This window comes from Enterococcus haemoperoxidus ATCC BAA-382, assembly GCF_000407165.1.
GTDB lineage: Bacteria > Bacillota > Bacilli > Lactobacillales > Enterococcaceae > Enterococcus_L > Enterococcus_L haemoperoxidus.
The window spans coordinates 1,425,402-1,445,677 of sequence record NZ_KE136479.1 but is presented as its reverse complement, the minus strand read 5'-3'; the positions used below and the strand labels follow the sequence as shown (position 1 = coordinate 1,445,677).

General features: G+C 35.5%; 14 protein-coding genes and 1 other annotated feature. Of the genes, 9 read left to right on the top strand and 5 right to left on the bottom strand.

Annotation, left to right across the window (positions count from 1 at the left end):
• Positions 1 to 127: 127 nt before the first annotated feature.
• Both I583_RS06755 and I583_RS06750 read right to left on the bottom strand, forming a co-directional pair.
• A complete protein-coding gene (locus I583_RS06755; RefSeq protein WP_010761254.1) occupies positions 128 to 1,600 on the bottom strand; it encodes a helix-turn-helix domain-containing protein in 1,473 nt (490 codons plus the stop codon).
• Positions 1,601 to 1,827: 227 nt separating this feature from the next.
• A complete protein-coding gene (locus I583_RS06750; RefSeq protein ID WP_010761255.1) occupies positions 1,828 to 2,151 on the bottom strand; it encodes a hypothetical protein in 324 nt (107 codons plus the stop codon).
• 366 nt (positions 2,152 to 2,517) lie between these two features.
• On the opposite strand from I583_RS06750, the gene I583_RS06745 reads away from it, so the two are divergent.
• The 9 genes from I583_RS06745 to pheT all read left to right on the top strand — a co-directional run bounded on the left by I583_RS06745 (position 2,518) and on the right by pheT (position 17,967).
• The gene (locus I583_RS06745; protein ID WP_010761256.1) at positions 2,518 to 3,279 is read left to right on the top strand and encodes a (Fe-S)-binding protein; all 762 of its coding nucleotides are present in this window, start codon (positions 2,518 to 2,520) and stop codon (positions 3,277 to 3,279) included.
• Between the two features lie 11 nt (positions 3,280 to 3,290).
• Positions 3,291 to 4,763: a LutB/LldF family L-lactate oxidation iron-sulfur protein gene (locus I583_RS06740; RefSeq protein ID WP_010761257.1), complete on the top strand. Its 1,473-nt coding sequence runs from the start codon at positions 3,291 to 3,293 to the stop codon at positions 4,761 to 4,763.
• Positions 4,756 to 5,487: a LutC/YkgG family protein gene (locus I583_RS06735; protein ID WP_010761258.1), complete on the top strand. Its 732-nt coding sequence runs from the start codon at positions 4,756 to 4,758 to the stop codon at positions 5,485 to 5,487. The genes I583_RS06740 and I583_RS06735 overlap by 8 nt, the downstream gene beginning before the upstream one ends.
• Before the next feature lie 182 nt (positions 5,488 to 5,669).
• Entirely contained in the window at positions 5,670 to 6,215 is a 546-nt protein-coding gene (gene lepB / locus I583_RS06730; RefSeq protein WP_034683209.1) for a signal peptidase I, read from the top strand.
• Positions 6,216 to 6,352: 137 nt separating this feature from the next.
• Positions 6,353 to 9,931 (top strand): PD-(D/E)XK nuclease family protein, encoded by a 3,579-nt coding sequence (locus tag I583_RS06725; protein WP_010761260.1) that lies wholly within the window; start codon positions 6,353 to 6,355, stop codon positions 9,929 to 9,931.
• Positions 9,924 to 13,721, top strand: a complete 3,798-nt coding sequence (addA, locus tag I583_RS06720; protein WP_034682771.1) for a helicase-exonuclease AddAB subunit AddA — start codon at positions 9,924 to 9,926, stop codon at positions 13,719 to 13,721. Before I583_RS06725 ends, addA begins: the two co-directional genes overlap by 8 nt.
• Positions 13,722 to 13,786: 65 nt before the next feature.
• A complete protein-coding gene (locus I583_RS06715) occupies positions 13,787 to 14,131 on the top strand; it encodes a winged helix-turn-helix transcriptional regulator (protein ID WP_010761262.1) in 345 nt (114 codons plus the stop codon).
• Between the two features lie 42 nt (positions 14,132 to 14,173).
• Positions 14,174 to 14,383 (top strand) — a binding site (T-box leader).
• Positions 14,384 to 14,490: 107 nt separating this feature from the next.
• Complete coding sequence (gene pheS, locus I583_RS06710; protein ID WP_010761263.1) at positions 14,491 to 15,537, top strand: phenylalanine--tRNA ligase subunit alpha; 1,047 nt, start codon at positions 14,491 to 14,493, stop codon at positions 15,535 to 15,537.
• 6 nt (positions 15,538 to 15,543) lie between these two features.
• Positions 15,544 to 17,967, top strand: a complete 2,424-nt coding sequence (pheT, locus tag I583_RS06705; protein ID WP_010761264.1) for a phenylalanine--tRNA ligase subunit beta — start codon at positions 15,544 to 15,546, stop codon at positions 17,965 to 17,967.
• A gap of 49 nt (positions 17,968 to 18,016) precedes the next feature.
• Here the strand turns inward: pheT and I583_RS06700 are convergent, their stop codons facing one another.
• From I583_RS06700 to I583_RS06690, 3 genes are read right to left on the bottom strand one after another with little or no spacing between them, the layout of a single operon-like run.
• Positions 18,017 to 18,655 carry an amino acid ABC transporter permease gene (locus I583_RS06700; RefSeq protein ID WP_034683206.1) on the bottom strand — a complete coding sequence of 213 codons (639 nt, stop codon included), beginning with the start codon at positions 18,653 to 18,655 and terminating at the stop codon, positions 18,017 to 18,019.
• A gap of 30 nt (positions 18,656 to 18,685) precedes the next feature.
• On the bottom strand, positions 18,686 to 19,384 hold the full coding sequence (locus I583_RS06695) for an amino acid ABC transporter permease (protein ID WP_010761266.1): 699 nt from the start codon (positions 19,382 to 19,384) through the stop codon (positions 18,686 to 18,688).
• A gap of 51 nt (positions 19,385 to 19,435) precedes the next feature.
• Positions 19,436 to 20,254 (bottom strand): transporter substrate-binding domain-containing protein, encoded by an 819-nt coding sequence (locus I583_RS06690; RefSeq protein WP_010761267.1) that lies wholly within the window; start codon positions 20,252 to 20,254, stop codon positions 19,436 to 19,438.
• Positions 20,255 to 20,276 lie beyond the last annotated feature (22 nt).

The following is a 20,276-nucleotide window of genomic DNA, read 5'->3' as shown; positions in this document are numbered from 1 at the left end:
AATAAAAATAGAGGAGCCAGCGATAAAACTGATTTTCAGTTTTTATCACTGGCTTGAAATCTAAATAAAGAAATTATTTTCCATAGTTATAGATTTTTATACTGTTCATTTCTACAGGAGTTAAACATTAATAAAAAGTTGATTTGGCTTTAAAAAATAAAAGTTGAATACAAGTGAATAGCTCATGCCAGGTTTGTTCATTATAAACATCTGAAATGTAAAAAATTTTCTGTTTGCTTTTTTTAACACGTGGTTCGAAGCAATCGATGATTACAAGATCGGCCTCTTCGAAGCAATCAATATAGTGAATAGCTCTTGGATTGAAAAGCATGTGTAATTTATTCTTTATATAGACTGTGCCTAAATTGTTTTTAGAATACTGTATATAAACAGACAAAGAAGGATATAAGAATGTTTCTGTTAAAATGGTTAACAAAATACATAAGCCAAAATCAGAATGAGCAGGCACTGGAAAGTCTAGGTGATCTTCTCGAAACTTCTTACAAAAATTATTAATTCTTGGATTATCCTTAATAGAAAGTTTTGTATGCGTATTTTGTGTAAATGAAGTTCTAAAAAACTGTACAGGACTAATTGAAAAATAAGTTGCTTGAATCATCCCGATTAACAAATAATAGAAGACAGTTGTTTTTTGCTCCTTATTCATAGAAAAATCCCCATAAAAGTATTTTTCATATTCTTCAATTAATAAGTCACAAGCGCTGATTAAAGGCAAGCTTCTCGGAAATGAATCATATAGTCTATATTTATCTTGTAGTGTATCAATTTCAGCAATATAACATCTAGCTAGTAAATTAAAAAATAAGATCTCATCCTCAGTGACTAGGAATGGCTCTACAAGTTTTGAAATGGCATTTGTAGTAGCAAAGTGTTTTGATAGCTCTTTAATTTTTTTGGGCAAACGAATGGGGTGGTCTTGTCGCCTGACCATAAAAAGACCAACCATGAACTCCAAACGTTTGATTACTGAGTCGGAGTAGTTTTTCTGTAATTCTCCAAAGTCAACGTTGGCCGAGAAGTCTTTCATATTTTTAAAATCATATGGCCATGCAATTCCTCGATATACACTCCAAAAAAAATAAAAATTTAGCATACGGACGTATTTTTCTTTTCCTTGGAAATTAGTAGTAGGATGGAAAACAATTTTTAAAGGATATCTTTCTAGTTCAATATTTAAAATATTAATATTTTTATACAGGTGAGGAGGACTTATATATAATTTTTCAGCTAGATCTTCTACAGAATTATAATGGTTTAAAAGAAGTTCTAAAATAATTTTAAATTGTAAGGATGATTCAAAATAACTTAGACGTAATTGAATAATAAGGTAATCCATGGCATGTGCTGAATGATTTTGAATGACATACCCTCCGACATTACGTATTAATACTATTTGTGTAAAGGATTTATTATTCTTAATATCAGTTGATAGTTCTTGGAAATATCGTTTTAAGGTACTTAAGGACACACCAAGGAAATTTTGTAAATAGGAAAAAGATATTTCTTCATTCTCTCTATATAATAATTCCGTAAAAAGTTGGATTTTTTTTTTACTTTTTTCATTTAATAAGATATCCATTTCATCACTCCTGTTACCTTTTTCCAAATTATAGAAATAGAATGATTTAAAGTCAAATTTAATGGGTATTATCACATATAACTAAAATTATTTATTTTTTTAATACAAATAAGTTTAGTTATTTTCAAAAAATAAGAGCTTGGGAAATAACTAAAATAGTTATTTCCCAAGCTCTTTAATATAGAAATCAGTATAGACTTATTCTTGATACTCGTTAGTTCCATTTTTTACTCAAACTTGTTGTCTTTGGGATAAGGTAAAACACGAAGCGGGTCATCATCTTCCTTAATGTCCATATCTTGGTGAAACTCATTTCTATCTGATCGTTGTTCAAACTCAGTTTCTTGATTTATTTTAAATGAGGTAGAGTGTTGTGAAAATTCATTATTTTTTTGAGCTAACAATTCTTTTGCGGCTTCTTGTGCTTGATAAATGTTTTTTTGACGCGAATGCTGATTGTTTCCTCCAGTAAAAGTTAAATAAATAATTAAAACAATCATTATGATTGTTAGTACAATTAAACCTATAAACATACTGAATGTGATGAACATGGTAAATAACCTCCCTTACAACTCATACTCTTATATAGTGTATCAAATGTTTCTTATCCAGTCATCTATTTTCTTTATTATATATTTCATATCGATTGTCTGTCAAAAGGTACTGACTTGCTATCAATTCTGCAATGAAGTATGCGAAAAAGCATAAGGAAATGAATTGATAAATAGAAGAAATACTGATAGAATTACTATTGTATAATAAACGTTACAAAATGATTTTGATTCTAAGTTGTATGATAATAGTCTTGTGGTTGTCGGTTCCTTTTTGATAAAAGCGAATATATAAGCCAATATTATTTTTGACTATATAGATGACTGTTCCGCTCTTTTCGTACAACTATACGAGGAGGGCTTTTTTTGAAAGTAAGTATTTTTTCTACCTGTGTTGTTGATTTACTATTTCCAAATGTAGGACAGGCAATGGTTGAGGTTTTGGAACGTTTGGGTTGTGAAACATCATTACCTGATAAACAAACCTGTTGCGGACAGCCAACCTATAATAGCGGCTATGTTGAAGAAAGCTATGCGACGTTGAAAAATCAAATCGACTGTTTTGAAGATGCAGAATATGTAGTGGGGCCAGCTGGTTCATGTGTGGGGATGCTTAGAGAGTACCGACATTTTTTAAAGGATGATCCTATATATGGTCCGAAAGCTGAAGCATTAGCGGTCAAATCATTCGAATTTAGCCAATTTCTGTACAGAGTTTTAGGTGTTGCGGATGTCGGTGCAACATTAAACGCTAAAGCGACTTACCACCGTTCGTGTCACATGACAAGGATTTTGAAGGAGCGGGAAGCGCCATTTATCCTGTTAGACCATGTAGCTGGTTTGGAGATGGTTCCCTTAAATCACATTGAAAATTGTTGCGGGTTCGGCGGAACTTTTTCAGTAAAAATGCCAGAGATATCTGAACAAATGGTTACAGAAAAAATGAATGATGTAATCGATACAGGAGCTGAAATTTTAATTAGCGCAGACATGGGCTGTCTGATGAATATTGGTGGGAAATTCAATCGAGATGGTAAGCCAATCAAAATCATGCATATCGCTGAAGTTTTAAACCAACAGGTGGATAAAAAACGGATGGATCAACCAAAAATAATGACAGTCATCTAGGAGGAACTATTGTGGGATTAACGACAAGCAAGAAATCTTTCAAAGAACGTTTAGAAGATAGCAAAAAAGATGTCTTTATGCAAAAGGCGGTAGCGAAAGCGCAAGATGATCAGTGGATCAAGCGAGAAGGAGCCAGAGAAGAGCTTGGACATTGGGAGCAATGGCGAGAGTTAGGTGAACAAATTAGACAACACACGATTTCTTATTTACCAGATTATTTGGAACAATTTAGTAATAATGTGGCTGAACAAGGAGGCAAAGTCTTTTTCGCTCAGACCGCAGAAGAGGCAACTGAATATGTAAAGAAAGTTGTTTTAGAAAAAAATGCTAAAAAAGTAGTGAAATCAAAATCCATGGTGACCACAGAAGTTGATATTGATCCTATGTTGCTAGGACTAGATGGTGTTAGTGTTATGGAGACTGACTTAGCTGAATTTATTTTACAAATGGATGACTGGGACGAACCATCTCATATTGTTTTTCCAAGTATCCATAAAAATCGTGAACAAATTCGTCGAGTTTTTTCAGAAAAGTTAGGTTATCAAGGTGATAATGATCCAGTCAATTTAGCACGATGCGCCAGAGAAGTCATGAGAAAATTTTTCTTGGAAGCAGAAGTTGGTATTACAGGGTGTAATTTTGCAATTGCTGATAGTGGTTTGATTAATTTAAATACGAATGAAGGGAATGCGGATTTAACAATCAGTATTCCAAAAACACAAATCGTTTTGATGGGAATGGAGCGAATCGTTCCGAGTATGAAAGAGGCAGAGGTTTTGGATAACCTATTAGCTAGAAGTGCAGTCGGCCAAAGTTTAACTACTTATGTGACCTTTGCTGGAATAAAAAATGCAGATGAATCTGATGGGCCAGAAGAGTTTTATGTTGTAATTTTGGATAACGGGCGCTCCAATGCTTTAGGAACTGCTTTTCAGCCTGTACTTCAATGTATTCGCTGTGGTTCTTGTCTAAATGTTTGTCCAGTATATCGTCATATCGGCGGCCATGGGTATGGTTCAATCTATCCTGGACCAATAGGAGCCGTATTATCACCTGTTTTAGGGGGCTATAAGCAGTTTGGTGAGTTACCTTATGCCTCTAGTCTTTGCGGCGCCTGCACGGATACTTGCCCAGTGAAAATCCCACTACACGAATTATTGATCGAACATCGAAGAGTTATGACAGATGAGTTGAAAATGCAACACGGTTTTGATGATTTCCAAATGCGACTAGTGGGCAAGGCCACGGCCACGCCCAATTTATTTAAAATGGCAATGAAAGTTGATCACGCTGGATTAGCGCCATTGAGTAAGAAAAAAGAAATTACAGTAGAGAATATGTTCCAATATGGTGGTTATGTTGCCAAAGGTCCTGGTCTTGTGAAAGGTTGGACCGATGTCAGAGATTTACCGCGTCCACCAAAAAGTTCAGAAAATTTCAGAAGCTGGTATAAAAAACATAAAGCAGGTGAGCAAAATGACTGATTCTAATGTACAAAATCGAACATCATTTTTAAGTAACCTGACTGAAAAACTAGGCATAGAAAGACAAAACGTAGCAGATCATCCATTCCGACCAATCAATGATTTGCCTGAATTAACACTGGCAGATAAGTCACAGGAAGAGCTACTAGAAATTGCTAAAAAACGAGTGGATAAAATCAACACGAAGCTTGTAGAAACAACTAGAGAACATTTAACTGAAACAATCGATCAACTGATCGAAGCATTTGGTCAAGGAAAGGTTATAGTTCCAATTGATTCGCGGTTTGATGAATATGGGTTAACAAACTTTTCTAAAAATCTATTTTCAGAAAATACAGATGAACAACTAACATTTTGGGAAAAAGGCGCTGAAAATAGAGAAATGAATATAACAAATGCAGAAAAGGCGAATATTGCGATTGCCTTTGCAGAATTTTTATTAGCTGAATCAGGTTCAGTAGTCGTTGAAACAAATGCAGGGCAAGGACGTTCTTTACATTTTTTACCTCAGCACTATATTTCGATTATTCCCATGAGTAAAATTGTACCACGTTCTACTCAAGCTGCAGCTTATTATGCAGAAAAACAACGAAACGGTGAAAACGTCGGTTCTGCGATTCACTTCATCTCTGGACCTTCCAATTCTGGTGATATTGAAATGCAATTAGTTGTGGGCTTGCATGGACCACTAGTTGTGTATTATGTTGTTGTAAAAGACATGTAAGCATAAAAAAACTGAGACAAGCTAAGTAAAAGTTGTTTCAGTTTTTTTGATTTTTGTATAAGTAATAAACAATGAATAGATCACTTATTAAGAGATATATTAAAAAAGGGCCCGAAAAGAAAAGAATTCTGTAGAAATTTGATTGTCTGTGGTAAAATATAGGAAGCATGTTTTTTGGAGGAATGAATTTGAAGTCTAAAGAGTTATTACATACAATATTATTTTTTATTGGTTTAGCAACGTTGTTATTTTTACTAAGGCAATTTGTGTTCACGCCAGTTGTTGTCAAAGGGCATTCAATGGATCCGACTTTAGCAGATGGTGAACGAGTGATTGCATTAAAGAATACAGAAATCAAACGTTTTGATATTGTGACGTTTCCAGCACCAGACGAACCTAAGAAGAATTACATCAAGCGAGTAATCGGTTTACCAGGTGATACGATTGAATATAAAAATGATGTTTTATATATCAACGATAAAGAAGTCAAAGAACCTTATCTTGATGAATTCAAAGGAGCAGTAACAGACGGGTCACCTTTGACTCTTGATTTTACGTTGAGTGAGGTTACGGGTGAGAAGAAAGTTCCAGATGGTGAATACTTCGTGATGGGTGATAATCGTCGGAATTCAAAAGATGGACGTATGATCGGTTTTATTAGTAAAGATAAGATATTAGGTGATGTTAAATTTGTTTTGTGGCCACTTGATCGTTTTGGAACGATTTAAACGTAAGGCTCATTCATGAAATTACAAGAAAGCTCTCTTTTAATTAAGAGGCTTTTTTTGTTGGATGGTAAAAGCCGTATTCAAACACGATTTATGATAAACTAAGAACAGGAAACATTTATAAAGGATGTGACAAAATGAGTCTACAATTTATTCGCGGAACTGCTGAGATGGATTTAGAAGAAGCTCTTATACAAGCTTCTGTACAGTGGTTGTCTGAAGAGGATTCGCATGAAGTTTTTTATTTAGTTCCAAATCACATGAAATTTGAGCAAGAGATCAATGCACTCAAACGAATAAAATATATTCAAAAGAACCAGAACGATTCGATTGCAACAATGCGCTTTCAAGTGTTTAGTTTCTATCGATTGGCATGGTACTTTTTACAACATACACAATATTATGGTTCAGAAATTCTTTCTGAAGCAGGAGCTGCGATGGTTTTTAGAAAGATTCTATCAGAGAATGAAGAGGCGCTGAAAGTCTTTCGTGGAGAAGTCAATAAATCAGGATTTATTCAACAGTTATTTGACTTGTATCAGGAAATGAAAGAAGGCAATATTGATTTAGATGAGCTATTTGGCCATTTTTCAGGCCAACAAACAGATAGTAAAGAACAGGATTTACAATTGAAGATTCAAGATATCAAATTAGTTTTTTCAAAATTTGAAGAAACAATGAGTCAATATGGAATCAAATCTGCAGAAATCATTAATTACTTAACGGAATACCTAGAAACAAAAGATCTGAGAAATGTTTTATTTGTAATCAATGGGTATCATAATTTTTCTGCAAGAGAATTGAAATTGATTGAGACATTGATGCGTCGAGGTGGCGAGGTTAAAATCTCTTTAGTTTTGGATAAAAAATATCCGAACGAGCTACCATCATTGATGAACCTATTTTATGAAACAGGTACGACTTATCATAAACTGTATCAATTAGCAAGAAACGCTAATGTGGCGATATTACCAGATCATGTGGAAAAAAATAAAAAGTTGATTGCTGATAATAGCATTCAAACTCTTGAAAAATACTGGATCGAAGCTCAGGAAAGTCATCCTAAAAGAGGAAAACAAAGAATCAATGATGATCATCTACAATTTTGGTGCGCAGAAAACCCTAAGGAAGAAATCAATCACATCGCAAAAGAAATCAGAAGATTAGTTGTAGAAGAAAATTATCGGTATAAAGACATTCAATTACTTACTCGGGAGCTAGACAGTTATGAAACTATGATCGAACCTCTATTTTCGATGAATGAAATTCCTGTTTACTTGGATCGGGATATGGCGATGGAACAGCATCCTTTGGTTGAATTTATTCAGTCATTATTTGCAATTCATGCGTATCATTATCGTTATCGGGATGTATTGCGCTTTTTGAGAACAGAATTATTTTTTCCCATTGAGGATCAAATTTCAGTTGAAGAATGGCAAGTTCAACGAAATGAATGGCGCCGAAAAATAGATGTAGCTGAAAATGTCGTTTTAGCATATGGTTACGAAGGCTATCATTGGGAGAAAAATAAAGATTGGCATTTTATTCGCTATGATTTTGAAGCAGAGCAACAAGATGATACTGAATTGATCGAAAAGGATTCCAATACTGTACGAAAAATGATTCAACAGAATGTGCCAGCCTTTTTTAAGACAATCCAAAAAGCACAAACAGGTGTTGAAGCAGCTGACTTTTTTTATCGTTTTTTAGTGAATAACGGGGTCGAGAAGCAGTTGATGATGTGGCGAAATCAAGCAATAGAAATGGGCCAATTGGAACAAGCTCGTAATCATGAGCAAACTTGGGAAGCATTGATGACTTTATTAGATGAGTATGTGACGATTTATGGAAATGATTCCTTTGATCTAGCTGCTTTTGAAGAAATTTTTTCAAGCGGTTTAGAAGGCTTACGTTACAATAAAGTGCCAACAGCCATAGATCAAGTACAAGTCCGGTCAATTGATCTAGCTAGGCCTGGACAAGCGAAAGTCGTGTTCGCTATTGGCTTGACGGATCAGGTTTTACCTCAAAAATTTGATAACAAAACATTACTTTCAGATGAAGAAAGACAATTCGTTAATGATCAATTAGATGATGGTCAATTTTTATTGAATGACACGAGAAAAAGCATTGCCAAGGAACCCTTTAACGCGTATATCATGTTTGCAGCCGCTACTGAACGTCTGTATTTTTCTTATCCAAGTGTGAAAGATACCGCTAAAGATGTGAAAGTATCTACTTATTTAACAAATATTCAAAATGATTTAGGTTTACAGATGCAGCAAAGAAATGCTCTTACAATTTTGGATGATGAGCAAGTAAGTCTAGAACATATCGGAACCTACAGAACGTTGATCAGTGATTTAACAAATTTAAAGCGCCAGAAAAAGGAAATGCAAGAAGGTATTTTGGCATTTTGGCTTACCTTGGAACGTCAATTAATGAAACACTCGCAGGCAGCACTAGCAAGTCATGTTTTTGAAAGTCTAGGACATCGAAACTTGCCAGAGAATTTACAAGAGCATTTAGCAGATGAACTATACACTAAACATATTTATACATCTGTCTCAAGAATGGAAAGTTTCTATCGTTGTCAGTATCAATATTTCTCACGCTTTGGCTTAGGCTTAAAAGAAAGAGATGTTTTTGGGTTATCACCGGCTGCAACGGGAGACTTTTTCCATGAGGCATTGGATCAGTTCTTTAAATTATTGATCATGCAAAATAAACAACTATCTGAGCTGACGGATCGAGAAGTTAGCGAGTTCACAGAACAAATTTTGAATACTGTATTCGGCGAAATAAAATTTTCGATTCTCGACACATCTAGCCGAATGAATTATATTCGTTATCAGCTTGGACAAACAATAAAAAAAGTGAGCTGGGCGTTGAAACGTCAAAGCGAACGTAGCGGGATGACGACTGTTCAAACAGAAGTTTTATTTGGTCAGATCGCAAGTCAAAAAGGGATCAAAGGCTTAGAACTTCCCTTGAAAAACGGCGGCAATATTAGTGTTAGAGGGAAAATAGACCGCTTAGATCAATTAGTAACACCAGATTCTTTATATCTAGGAGTCGTTGATTATAAATCTAGCCACAAAAAGTTTAACATTACGGAAGCGTATTATGGATTGGCCATGCAGATGTTGACTTACTTAGACGTTGCGTTGATGGATGCTGTTAATTTAGTTGGTCAGTCGGCTAAACCAGCAGGATCATTTTATCTTCATGTTCATAATCCAATTCTTCCATATGAAACAGAAGATAAAAAAGAGCAGCAGCTTTTAAAGAAATTCCAATTTGATGGGTTGTTATTGAACGATCCAGTTTTGCTTGAAAATCTAGATAAAAGTTTACAGGCCAAACAAAGTTCACTGATTTTCCCAATTGAGGAATCAGCAAAAGAAATTATTAAACCAGGACGTCGTCAAGAAGATAAATTTGTGACAGAACCTGAATTAGGTGCTTTATTAACTCATAACCGCAGCAAGTTCATCGAAGCCGGTAACAAGGTGACGAGTGGAGAAATTGAGTTGAATCCTGCTTATCAAGGAAAAGAACGAATTGCTTGTCGTTTTTGTCCCTTCAGAAGTGTTTGTAACTTTGATGTTATGTTAAAAGAAAATAACTACAATCGAATTGAAACATTATCTAAAAAAGATGTGATGGATCGTTTGATAGAAAATGAGCAGGAAGGAGGAACGAATGATGAGTAAAATAATTCCTTTACGTCCAGAAAATGAACAATTTACTGATAATCAGTGGCAAGCTGTTTTTGATGGAGACGAAAATATTTTAGTTTCTGCTTCTGCTGGTTCTGGAAAAACCACAGTCCTTGTTCGTAGAGTCATCGAAAAACTTAAAAGTGGTACGGATATCGATCGATTATTGATCGTGACTTATACAGAAGCGGCTGCAAAAGAAATGAAAGAAAGAATTCAAGTTGCTTTGCAAAAAGCAATTACAAATGAAAGTGAGCAAGAGAAAAAACAGCACTTTATCAAACAATTGTCCTTGCTTCCAACTGCGAATATCAGCACATTGCATGCGTTTTGTTTAACTGTGATCCGACGTTTTTATTATTTGATTGAAATGGATCCTGTGTTTCGCTTGCTGACAGATGAAACGGAAATGCTGCTTTTAAAAGAAGATGTTTGGGATGAACTCAGAGAAAAATTCTATGCTGATAATGAAGAAACCTTTTATCAACTGACGAGTAACTTCTCTAATGACCGTAGTGATGATGGTCTGACTAAGCTAGTCTTTTCATTGTATGAATTTGCCCGTGCTAATCCAGATCCAGACGAATGGCTCGCTCATTTAGCTGATAGTTATCGTGTAGATGGACAGTTAGGTGATTCAGCCTTATTTCAAGAATATTTGAAACCACAAGTCATGGACAGTCTATTACGTTGTGTAGATCGTTATGAAGAGATGATTCGCATGACCGAAGGAGAAGAAAAGTTAGCAAAAATTGCGACACTTGCAAGATACGAAAAAGAATTTGTCGAAACATTTACTAGCCAATTAGCAGACAACGATTTAGAATCTGGCTTTGAAATTTCAAAAACAGTTACCTTTGAACGTTATCCTACTGTGCGAGCAGAAGACTACAAAGAGATAGCTGCCCAAGCGAAAAACTTGCGAGAACAAAATAAGAAAGCAATAAATGATATTATAAGTAATCTCTTTACACTGTCCCCAGAACAAATGAAGGAAATCTTAGAACAATCACAGCCGCTTGTTCAAGAGATGGCTAAAGTTGGAAAAGCATTTATAGATTCTTACAGTAAACAAAAGCTAAGAAAAGGCTTAGTTGATTTCAATGATTTAGAACATTTTACTTTAGCGATCTTAGCAAAAAACGAAGCGGGTGTTTGGTTAGCTAGCGAAGCTTCCAACTATTATCGAGAGAAGTTTGATGAAGTGCTTGTCGATGAATATCAAGATATCAATCGATTGCAAGAGACGATTCTTTACTGGCTAAGAAGACCAACTGCTGAAGAAGGTAACTTATTTATGGTGGGAGATGTTAAGCAATCTATTTATTCTTTCCGCTTGGCTGATCCAACACTTTTTATTGAAAAATACAATCAATACGGGCAAAATAAGGATGGAAAACGAATTGTTCTAGCTGAAAATTTTCGTTCTAGAAAAAATGTTTTAGATTTTACTAATTTGGTTTTTGAACAATTGATGGATGAACGTGTTGGACAAATTGCATACGATGATGCAGCCCAATTGGTTCATGGATTTGACCAGTTTGCTGAGGCTGAAAATTATGATACAGAACTGTTGATTTATGAAAAAAAATCGGAGCAATTGGAAGAAACACTTAAACTAGACGACTCTCAATTAATTCTAGAAGACAAAACCGAAGGCGAATTGCATATGACAGCTCTGAAAATCAGAGAGTTGATTGATAATAAATTTTTGATTTATGACAAATCGACAAAAGAAAATCGACCACTAACCTACAAAGATATCGTACTGTTGACACCTACTAAGAAAAATAATTTGACGATTTTGGAAATATTCAAGTTAGCTGGAATTCCCATTCAAGTGAATGATGCTCAAAATTATTTTCAAGCAACAGAAGTTCAAACGATGGTGGCTCTTTTACAAATCATCGACAATCCGTATCAAGATATTCCACTAGCGGCTGTTTTGCGTTCACCGATTGTAGGCTTGAGAGAAAATGAATTAGTGACGATTCGTTTAGCTGCTAAAAAAAGTTCGTATTACGAAGCATTTTTAACATTTAATCAAACTGATACTGACGATTCACAGCAACAATCATTAAAAGAAAAAACAACAAAATTTGCTGAATGGTTGGAACAATGGCGAGAAATTGCTAGAAGAAACCAATTATCTACGCTGATTTGGCAAATTTATCAAGACACAGCGTATTTAGATTATGTAGGTGGTATGCCTGCTGGTAAACAAAGACAGGCGAACTTATTCGCACTAGTTGATCGTGCAAATAGTTATGAACAAACCAGTTTCCGTGGATTGTTTCAATTTGTTCGTTTTATCGAAAAAATGCAGGAAAAAGATAAAGATTTAGCTGAACCTGTGATTTTGAGCGAAGAAAATGCGGTACGAGTCATGACCATTCATGCTAGTAAAGGCTTAGAGTTTCCAGTAGTTTTCATTTTAGATATGACCAAAGAATTTAATCTTGGTGATCTGAATGAACGCTATATCTTTGATGATCGGCTTGGTGTCGGGATTCGTTATCTAGATCAAACAGACCGAATGCTTTATGAAACGTTACCATTTTTAGCTATCAAACAAGCAAAATTAAAAAAATTACTTTCAGAAGAAATGCGTAAACTATATGTTGCGTTGACGCGTGCTGAGCAAAAACTTTATTTGGTTGGTTCTTATAACAATCAAGAAGCGACGTTTAAAGAGTGGCTGAAAATCGCTGATGTTCAAACAAAAGTGTTACCTAGCGAAAATCGACTGCAAGGAAAGAGCAGTTTAATGAATTGGGTAGGAATGAGCTTGGTTCGACATCGGAAAATGGCTGAGTTTCAAACGGAATTTGTGACTGAAAAAATTGCTGGAATCACACAACATCCGGCTAGCTTCTCCATTTCTTTCATGACCGAAAAAACGATTCAAGAACAGTTTGCAGCACTTCAATTTATTGATACGAGTGCTATAAAAGAAGTTGAAACGAAAAAGAGCGATTCAAAATCCGTTGAAGAAGGCTTACGTCGTTTGAATTATGAGTATCCTTATCAACTCTCAACTAAAACGACAAATTATCAATCAGTATCGGAGATCAAGCGTGTTTTTGAAGATCCAGACAATAAAGAAATCGCTAAAATCGAAGTGGATGAAAAAAATACAATTCAACCAACACCAATGATCATTCACAGAATGAGTGAAGGGGAGTTAGGTAAACCTAGATTTATTGAAACCATTCGAAAACCATCTGCAGTAGAAATCGGCACAGCGACTCATTACCTTTTACAATTGTTAGATATGAAAAATGAACCAACTAAAGAGAGTATCATCCAATTGATTGATGAGCTAATTAAAACAAAGATCATCCAAGAAAATGTAGCCAAGCAAATCAATGTGGAGCAAGTTTTATCGTTTTATCAAACAAGTTTAGGACAACTATTGCTAGAAAATCCAGCAAAAGTTATTCGTGAACAACCATTTTCAATGTTGTTGAAAGCCGAAGAACTGATTAAAGATTATCCGAAAGAAACGCAAGATGATTTATTGATTCACGGAATGATTGATGGATACGTCGAACAAGAAGAAAGTTGTATTTTATATGATTATAAAACGGATTTTGTCCAAGATATAGAAAATACACAAGAAATCAAAAAAATCATCCAGCGTTATAGAGGTCAATTAAATTTATATCGAAAAGCGCTGGCCCAAGCAACGAGCAAAGAAGTAAATCAAGTATTGTTAGTATTATTGTCAGCTGGGATCATTATCGATATGGACAAAGAACAAATTATAGAAAAAATGAATTAAATTGAAAGCAAATCTACTTACAAATTGTAAGTTGTGTGCTATACTCAGTTCACGAGGTGAGGAAAATGGAGCAAGTAAAAACAACCGAATTTTCATTATGTCCTAAATTTGAAAAAGCATTTGCGATTTTAGGAAAAAAATGGAATGGTTTGATTATTGACGTCTTGTTGGAAAATGGTCCTCAACGATTTGGTGAGTTAAGACAAAAAATACCTGAACTTAGCGATCGAGTGTTAGTAGAACGCTTGAAAGAGCTAGAAGGGGAAGGAATTATCTCAAAAGCGGTTCGCTGTGATGAGAGTAGTCGTCTAGAATATTTCCTCACAAATAAAGGCAAGGACTTACAACAAGCAATGGAACAAATTCAGCATTGGGCAGAAAAGTGGGTTACCGCTGAAGAATGCAGTTGACCTAAGACTTAATTTCTTGTAAACTGTAATCAATTGAATAACAAAAGAACGTTGATGGAAAAGAGTAGTTTGGTTGATACGAAAAGGGAAAACCTGTCTAGGACTGGAAACAGGTTGCGTAATCGAAAAATGAAGTTCACTTCCGGAGTTTGTTTGTTCTAAAAAGAGCAGATCGGTGAAAGCCGTTATAAGAATTGAGTGCATGATTTTTTGTCATGAAGTAGGATGGTAACACGATAGCTCGTTCCTTTATGTAGGAGCGGGCTATCGTTTTTTATATGAACATTTTTAGGTATTTTGTTATTATGTTACTGCTTTTGACTCAATTCAACGATCAAACAAAAGAAAGGAATAGAGAAATGACATTAAAAGCTCAATTAGAAGCATTAAGAGATGAGACATTGACTAAAATTCAACATGTAGCTGATCTTAAGGCTCTAAACCAAATTAGAGTAGAAACGCTAGGTAAAAAAGGCCCAATTACTGAAGTATTGAGAGGGATGAAAGATTTATCTGCGGAAGAACGTCCGGTCGTAGGAGGTTTTGCTAATGAAATTCGCGATTTGTTGACTGAAGCTGTTGAAGCACGCAAAGAAACTCTGGAGACAGCTGCTTTGAATGCTGCTTTAGAACAAGAAACGATTGATGTGACATTACCAGGAAAGCAAATGGTTCATGGTACACGCCACATATTATCTCAAGTAATGGAAGAAATCGAAGATATTTTTGTTGGTATGGGTTATCAAGTTGTTGAAGGGTATGAAGTTGAATCGGATCATTATAATTTCGAGCGTATGAACTTGCCTAAAGATCATCCCGCTCGCGATATGCAAGATACCTTCTATATTTCTGACGAAATTTTGATTCGTACGCACACTTCACCTGTTCAAGCTAGAACAATGGAAAAACACGATTTTTCAAAAGGCGCGCTACGTATGATTTCTCCAGGAAAAGTATTCCGCAGAGATACTGATGATGCAACGCATAGCCACCAATTCCATCAAATCGAAGGATTAGTGATCGATAAGAACATTACAATGGGTGACCTTAAAGGAACACTAGAAGTTGTCATGAAAAAAATGTTCGGTGAAGATCGTAAAATCCGCTTGCGTCCGAGTTATTTTCCATTTACTGAGCCATCAGTCGAGGTCGATGTCAGCTGTTTCAAATGCGGCGGTTCCGGCTGTAATGTATGTAAACAAACCGGTTGGATCGAAATTTTAGGTGCTGGTATGGTTCATCCAGACGTGCTGTCAATGTCAGGAATCGATCCAACTGAGTATACTGGTTTTGCCTTTGGCTTAGGGCCGGATCGTGTAGCAATGTTACGTTATGGTGTGAATGATATCCGTAATTTCTATCAAAATGATTTACGTTTCTTAAATCAGTTCAAGGTAAAGGAGTAGTCGACGATGTTAGTTTCTTATAAATGGTTAAGTGAGTATTTAGATCTTTCAAAAATTTCTGCAAAAGAATTATCTGACCAAATGTCTTTGACTGGTATCGAAGTTGAAGGTGTTGAAGTACCAGAAGAAGGCTTGAAAAAAATTGTGGTCGGTGAGGTCAAAGAATGTATTCCTCATCCGAATTCAGATCATCTATCGATCTGCCAAGTGGATATCGGTGAAGAAGAATTATCACAAATCGTTTGTGGTGCACCGAATGTCAAAGTCGGCATCAAAGTGATTGTAGCTTTACCTGGGTCACGTATTACTGGCAATCAAAAAATCAAAAAAGGTAAAATGCGTGGGGAAGTCTCAAATGGTATGATTTGTTCTTTACAAGAATTGGGTTATTCGGATAGTGTGGTTCCAAAAGCTTATTCTGAAGGAATTTATTATATGCCGCAAGAGGCTGTCAATGGTGAGGATGTTTTCTCTTATTTAGACATGGATGACCACATTATCGAATTATCAATCACGCCAAACCGGGCAGATGCATTAAGCATGCGTGGCGTTGCATATGAAGTTGGAGCTATTTACCGTCAAACGCCTAAATTCAATGACGCTCTTTTAGAAGAGGATACTACTGAAACAGTTGCTGATTATATCTCAGTTGAGGTGGAAGATCCAAAAGATGTACCGGCTTATCAAATCAGAATTATTAAAGATGTGAAAATTGCCGAAAGTCCATTATGGTTGCAAACTCGTTTAATGAACGAAGGAATCCGTCCAATCAATAACGTGGTTGATATAACGAACTATATCCTTTTATTATTTGGACAACCATTGCATGCATTTGATTATAATAAATTAGATAGTCAAACGATTTTAGTCAGACGGGGTAAAGCGGATGAAGAAATCGTTACTTTAGATGGTGAAACTCGTAAACTAACTAATGAAAATATCGTTATTACAAATGGTAAAGTTCCAGTAGCTTTGGCTGGTGTTATGGGTGGTGCGGATTCAGAAATCACTGAGGAAACAACAACGGTTGCGCTGGAATCTGCATTATTTGATTCATTATCCGTTCGAAGAACATCAAAAGAATTTAACCTGCGTAGCGAATCTTCTAGTAGATTTGAAAAAGGGATTAATCATGCAACAATTGGTGAGGCTGGCGATGTAGCAGCGGCAATGATCGCTAAATTAGCTGGCGGAACGGTTGTTTCAGATAAGGCCATTGGCTCAGAATTAACCTTAGAAGATGTTGTTGTAAGTGTAACAATTTCTCGAATCAATGAATATCTGGGCACGAAAATGAATCAAGCGACGGTTAGTGAAATCTTCGATACTTTAGGATTTGAGTATGAACTTGATCATGAAAAATACACTGTGACAGTTCCACCTAGACGTTGGGATATTACGATCGAAGCAGACTTGATCGAAGAGGTTGCACGTATTTACGGTTATGACAATCTACCGTCAACCTTACCAAAAGGTGAGACTGTAGCAGGTAGCTTAACGAGCGGACAATTATTAGTTCGTAGAATCAAAAGCTTATTAGAAGGTTGTGGTGCAAGTGAAGCAATCAGCTATGCTCTAACAACAGAAGAGAAATCTCGTCAATTTATGATGAGAGAGAGCTTAACAACAAGTCTACAATGGCCAATGAGTGAAGAACGTTCTGTTTTAAGAATGAACTTGATTTCAGGTTTGCTAGATGATGTGGCATATAATGTTGCTCGTAAAAATACCAATGTTGCACTTTATGAAATTGGACGAGTGTTCTATCAAGATAACGATCCTAAAAAAGAATTGCCGTATGAAGAAAATCATTTAGGAATCGTATTATCTGGAAATAGTGTAGTAAAAGATTGGCAGACAAAAGAATTACCTGTTGATTTCTATACGATCAAAGGAATACTTGAAGTATTATTTGACTCAGTAGGTATTGCGGATAAAATATCTTATGAAGCGACAAAAGATAACCAAGAGTTGCACCCAGGAAGAACAGCTTTAGTTAAATTGAATGATACAGTCATCGGTTTTATTGGGCAAGTTCATCCAAATGTGGCAAAAGAATATGAAATTCCTGAAACATATGCTGCTGAATTAAATCTTCAAGCAATTATTGAAGAAGAAAATGATGCCTTAGTTTATCAACAAATTTCAAAATTCCCAGCCGTTTCTAGAGATATTGCCTTATTAGTTGATGAAACAGTAACTAGCCAAGAGTTAGTTGGAACGATTTCTAAACATGCTGGAAAATTCTTGCAAACTGTTCATTTATTTGATGTATACCAAGGAGATAATATCGCTGAAGGTAAAAAATCAATGGCGTATAGCTTAACTTTTGTGAATGCAGAAGCGACATTGGTAGACGAAGAGATCAACCAATCAATGGAAAAAGTAGAAAAAGCTTTAGTAGCAGAATTTAATGTGACGATTCGATAAAAAAAGAATGTAGCGTAAAACTAAAAAATAGTTTACGTTACATTCTTTTTTATGTCCAATTCCTAGATAGCCATCTCGAAAATTGAGAGATAGAAAAGTTGATCACGAAATACATCAAAGCGACAAGACCATATATAGCAAAGACTTGTTCTGTTTGTGCATAGCGTCCCATTAAGATATATGATTTTCCAAATAATTCTTGCAAAGCAATAACTGAATATAAAAAACTAGTATCTTTGATTACTGTTACAAATTGTGAAACTATAGCAGGCAATACATTGCGAATAGCTTGAGGCAAGACAATATACAAAAGAATTTGGAAATTGCTAAATCCTTGTGAACGAGCCGCTTCTTTTTGTCCTTTATCTACACCGTTTAAACCACCACGGATAATTTCAGCAAGAGCTGCGGTTGTGAAAACAGTGAAGCTAACAATACCAGCCGGAGTAGACTTGATCTTAAAAATCAAGAAAATTACATAAATCCACAATAAATTTGGGATATTTCGAACGATTTCGATATATAAACTAGCTAAAAATTTTAAAGGGCCAGTTTTTTGATTTCTCAACACAGCTAAAATTGTTCCAAAAATTGTACTTAACACGATCGATACAAAAGAAATATAAAGTGTAAGCTTCAAACCATCGAATAAAAAGCGCAAATTATTGCCGGTCAGAAGTTGACTCATTTGTTCTGAAAAAGACATGTATGCATCCTCCTATCTGGTATAAGCTTTCTTATTATTTTCTTCAAGTTTTCTCGCTAAATTAGCTAGCGGGAAGCATAGGATAAAGTAAAGAAATCCTGCTACAGCGAAAGCTGGAATATAATTTAAATTGATCGAAGACCAGCTGTTGGCAGTGAACATCACATCAGCGCCTGATATAATTGCAACGGTCGATGTATTTTTGATTAAGTTAACGATTTGATTTGTTAACGGCGGTAGCATGATACGCCATGCCTGTGGTAAGACCACATAGCGCATCGTCTTTCCGTAAGAGAAACCTTGAGAATAAGCCGCTTCAAATTGACCTTTAGGAACAGCGCCAATTCCAGAGCGAACAACTTCGGAGATATAAGCACCATGATAAAGACCAACACAAATAATGGCGATAGTCGTGGTTGAAAAAGTCAACATCGGACTAATTAAAGGAAACCCATAATAGACTACGATAAATTGAATCAACAAGGGTGTATTTTGAAAGAACTCAACATAAATTCGACTGATTACATTTAAAAACTTATTCTGCATAGCTGATAGACTGCCGAAAAAAATTCCTAATAGCATAGCAACAATCAGTGAGCCAATAGCCAATAAAATAGTATAGAGGAAAGCATCGCCAAAAAGTCTCCAGTCTTTAAATAATGCTTCCCAACGATAGAGTGCAAAAGGACCTGCATTTGCTATAATGAACATGTATTTTCCTCCTAAATTCTAATAAATTGCATAGAATCGCGAAGTGCTAGTCTAGATTCCACGTTTTGTAAATTTTTCTAAGGTACCATCTTTTTCCCATTTTTCGATGGATTGATTCAATTGATCATTTAGTTCGGTATTTGCTTTTTTTGTAGCAATTCCATATTCCTGTGGTGAGAAACCATCTTTAAGAATTTCTGTATTATCGTCTACATAACCTGTCAAAATCGATTTATCAACTGAGAAAGCATCAATTCTTTTTGAAGTTAGGGCTGTTTTCAGTTCAGGATAAGAACCAAGTTCTTGATATTTGAATGATACACCCAATTCTTTCGCTTGTTTTTCGATTGCTTCTTTTGTCGTTGCTGATTGAACGACACCAATTGTTTTTCCATCTAAGCTAGCAGTATCAGTAAATTTGTCAGCTTTTCTTACTAAGAAACCAACTTCGTCTTTATAATAAGGGGTCGTGAAATTGTAGGTTTCTTTTCGCTCATCCGTAATTGTAAAGGTTGCGATCACCATATCTAATTCACCATTATCCAACAATGGACCACGAGTTTTAGCTGTTACACCAACAAACTCTACATTATCTTCGCTACCAGTTAATTCTTTCGCGATTAAGCGAGCGATGTCTGGTTCCATTCCTTCATTTTTATTCGTGTCGGGATTCATATAGCCAAAATTAGGGACATCTTCTTTAACACCGACTTTAATGACACCGGCATCTTTAATTTTCTGAAGGTCAGTTGTACTCTTATTACCAGAGTCGGCTGATTTTTTATCATCTCCACCACTGCCACACCCTACAATTAAACCAAGTGCTAAACTAAGGGATAATGCAACTAATAATTTTTTCGTTTTTTTCATTTTGAACTTCCTCCTTATAGGT

Coding starts and splice junctions, on each gene's coding strand:
- I583_RS06725 (WP_010761260.1), top strand. CDS start 6,353: ATGAGTCTACAATTTATTCGCGGAACTGCTGAGATGGATTTAGAAGAA.
- I583_RS06755 (WP_010761254.1), bottom strand. CDS start 1,600: ATGGATATCTTATTAAATGAAAAAAGTAAAAAAAAAATCCAACTTTTT.
- pheS (WP_010761263.1), top strand. CDS start 14,491: ATGACATTAAAAGCTCAATTAGAAGCATTAAGAGATGAGACATTGACT.
- pheT (WP_010761264.1), top strand. CDS start 15,544: ATGTTAGTTTCTTATAAATGGTTAAGTGAGTATTTAGATCTTTCAAAA.
- I583_RS06750 (WP_010761255.1), bottom strand. CDS start 2,151: ATGTTCATCACATTCAGTATGTTTATAGGTTTAATTGTACTAACAATC.
- I583_RS06715 (WP_010761262.1), top strand. CDS start 13,787: ATGGAGCAAGTAAAAACAACCGAATTTTCATTATGTCCTAAATTTGAA.
- I583_RS06700 (WP_034683206.1), bottom strand. CDS start 18,655: ATGAGTCAACTTCTGACCGGCAATAATTTGCGCTTTTTATTCGATGGT.
- I583_RS06690 (WP_010761267.1), bottom strand. CDS start 20,254: ATGAAAAAAACGAAAAAATTATTAGTTGCATTATCCCTTAGTTTAGCA.
- I583_RS06735 (WP_010761258.1), top strand. CDS start 4,756: ATGACTGATTCTAATGTACAAAATCGAACATCATTTTTAAGTAACCTG.
- lepB (WP_034683209.1), top strand. CDS start 5,670: ATGAATTTGAAGTCTAAAGAGTTATTACATACAATATTATTTTTTATT.
- addA (WP_034682771.1), top strand. CDS start 9,924: ATGAGTAAAATAATTCCTTTACGTCCAGAAAATGAACAATTTACTGAT.
- I583_RS06695 (WP_010761266.1), bottom strand. CDS start 19,384: ATGTTCATTATAGCAAATGCAGGTCCTTTTGCACTCTATCGTTGGGAA.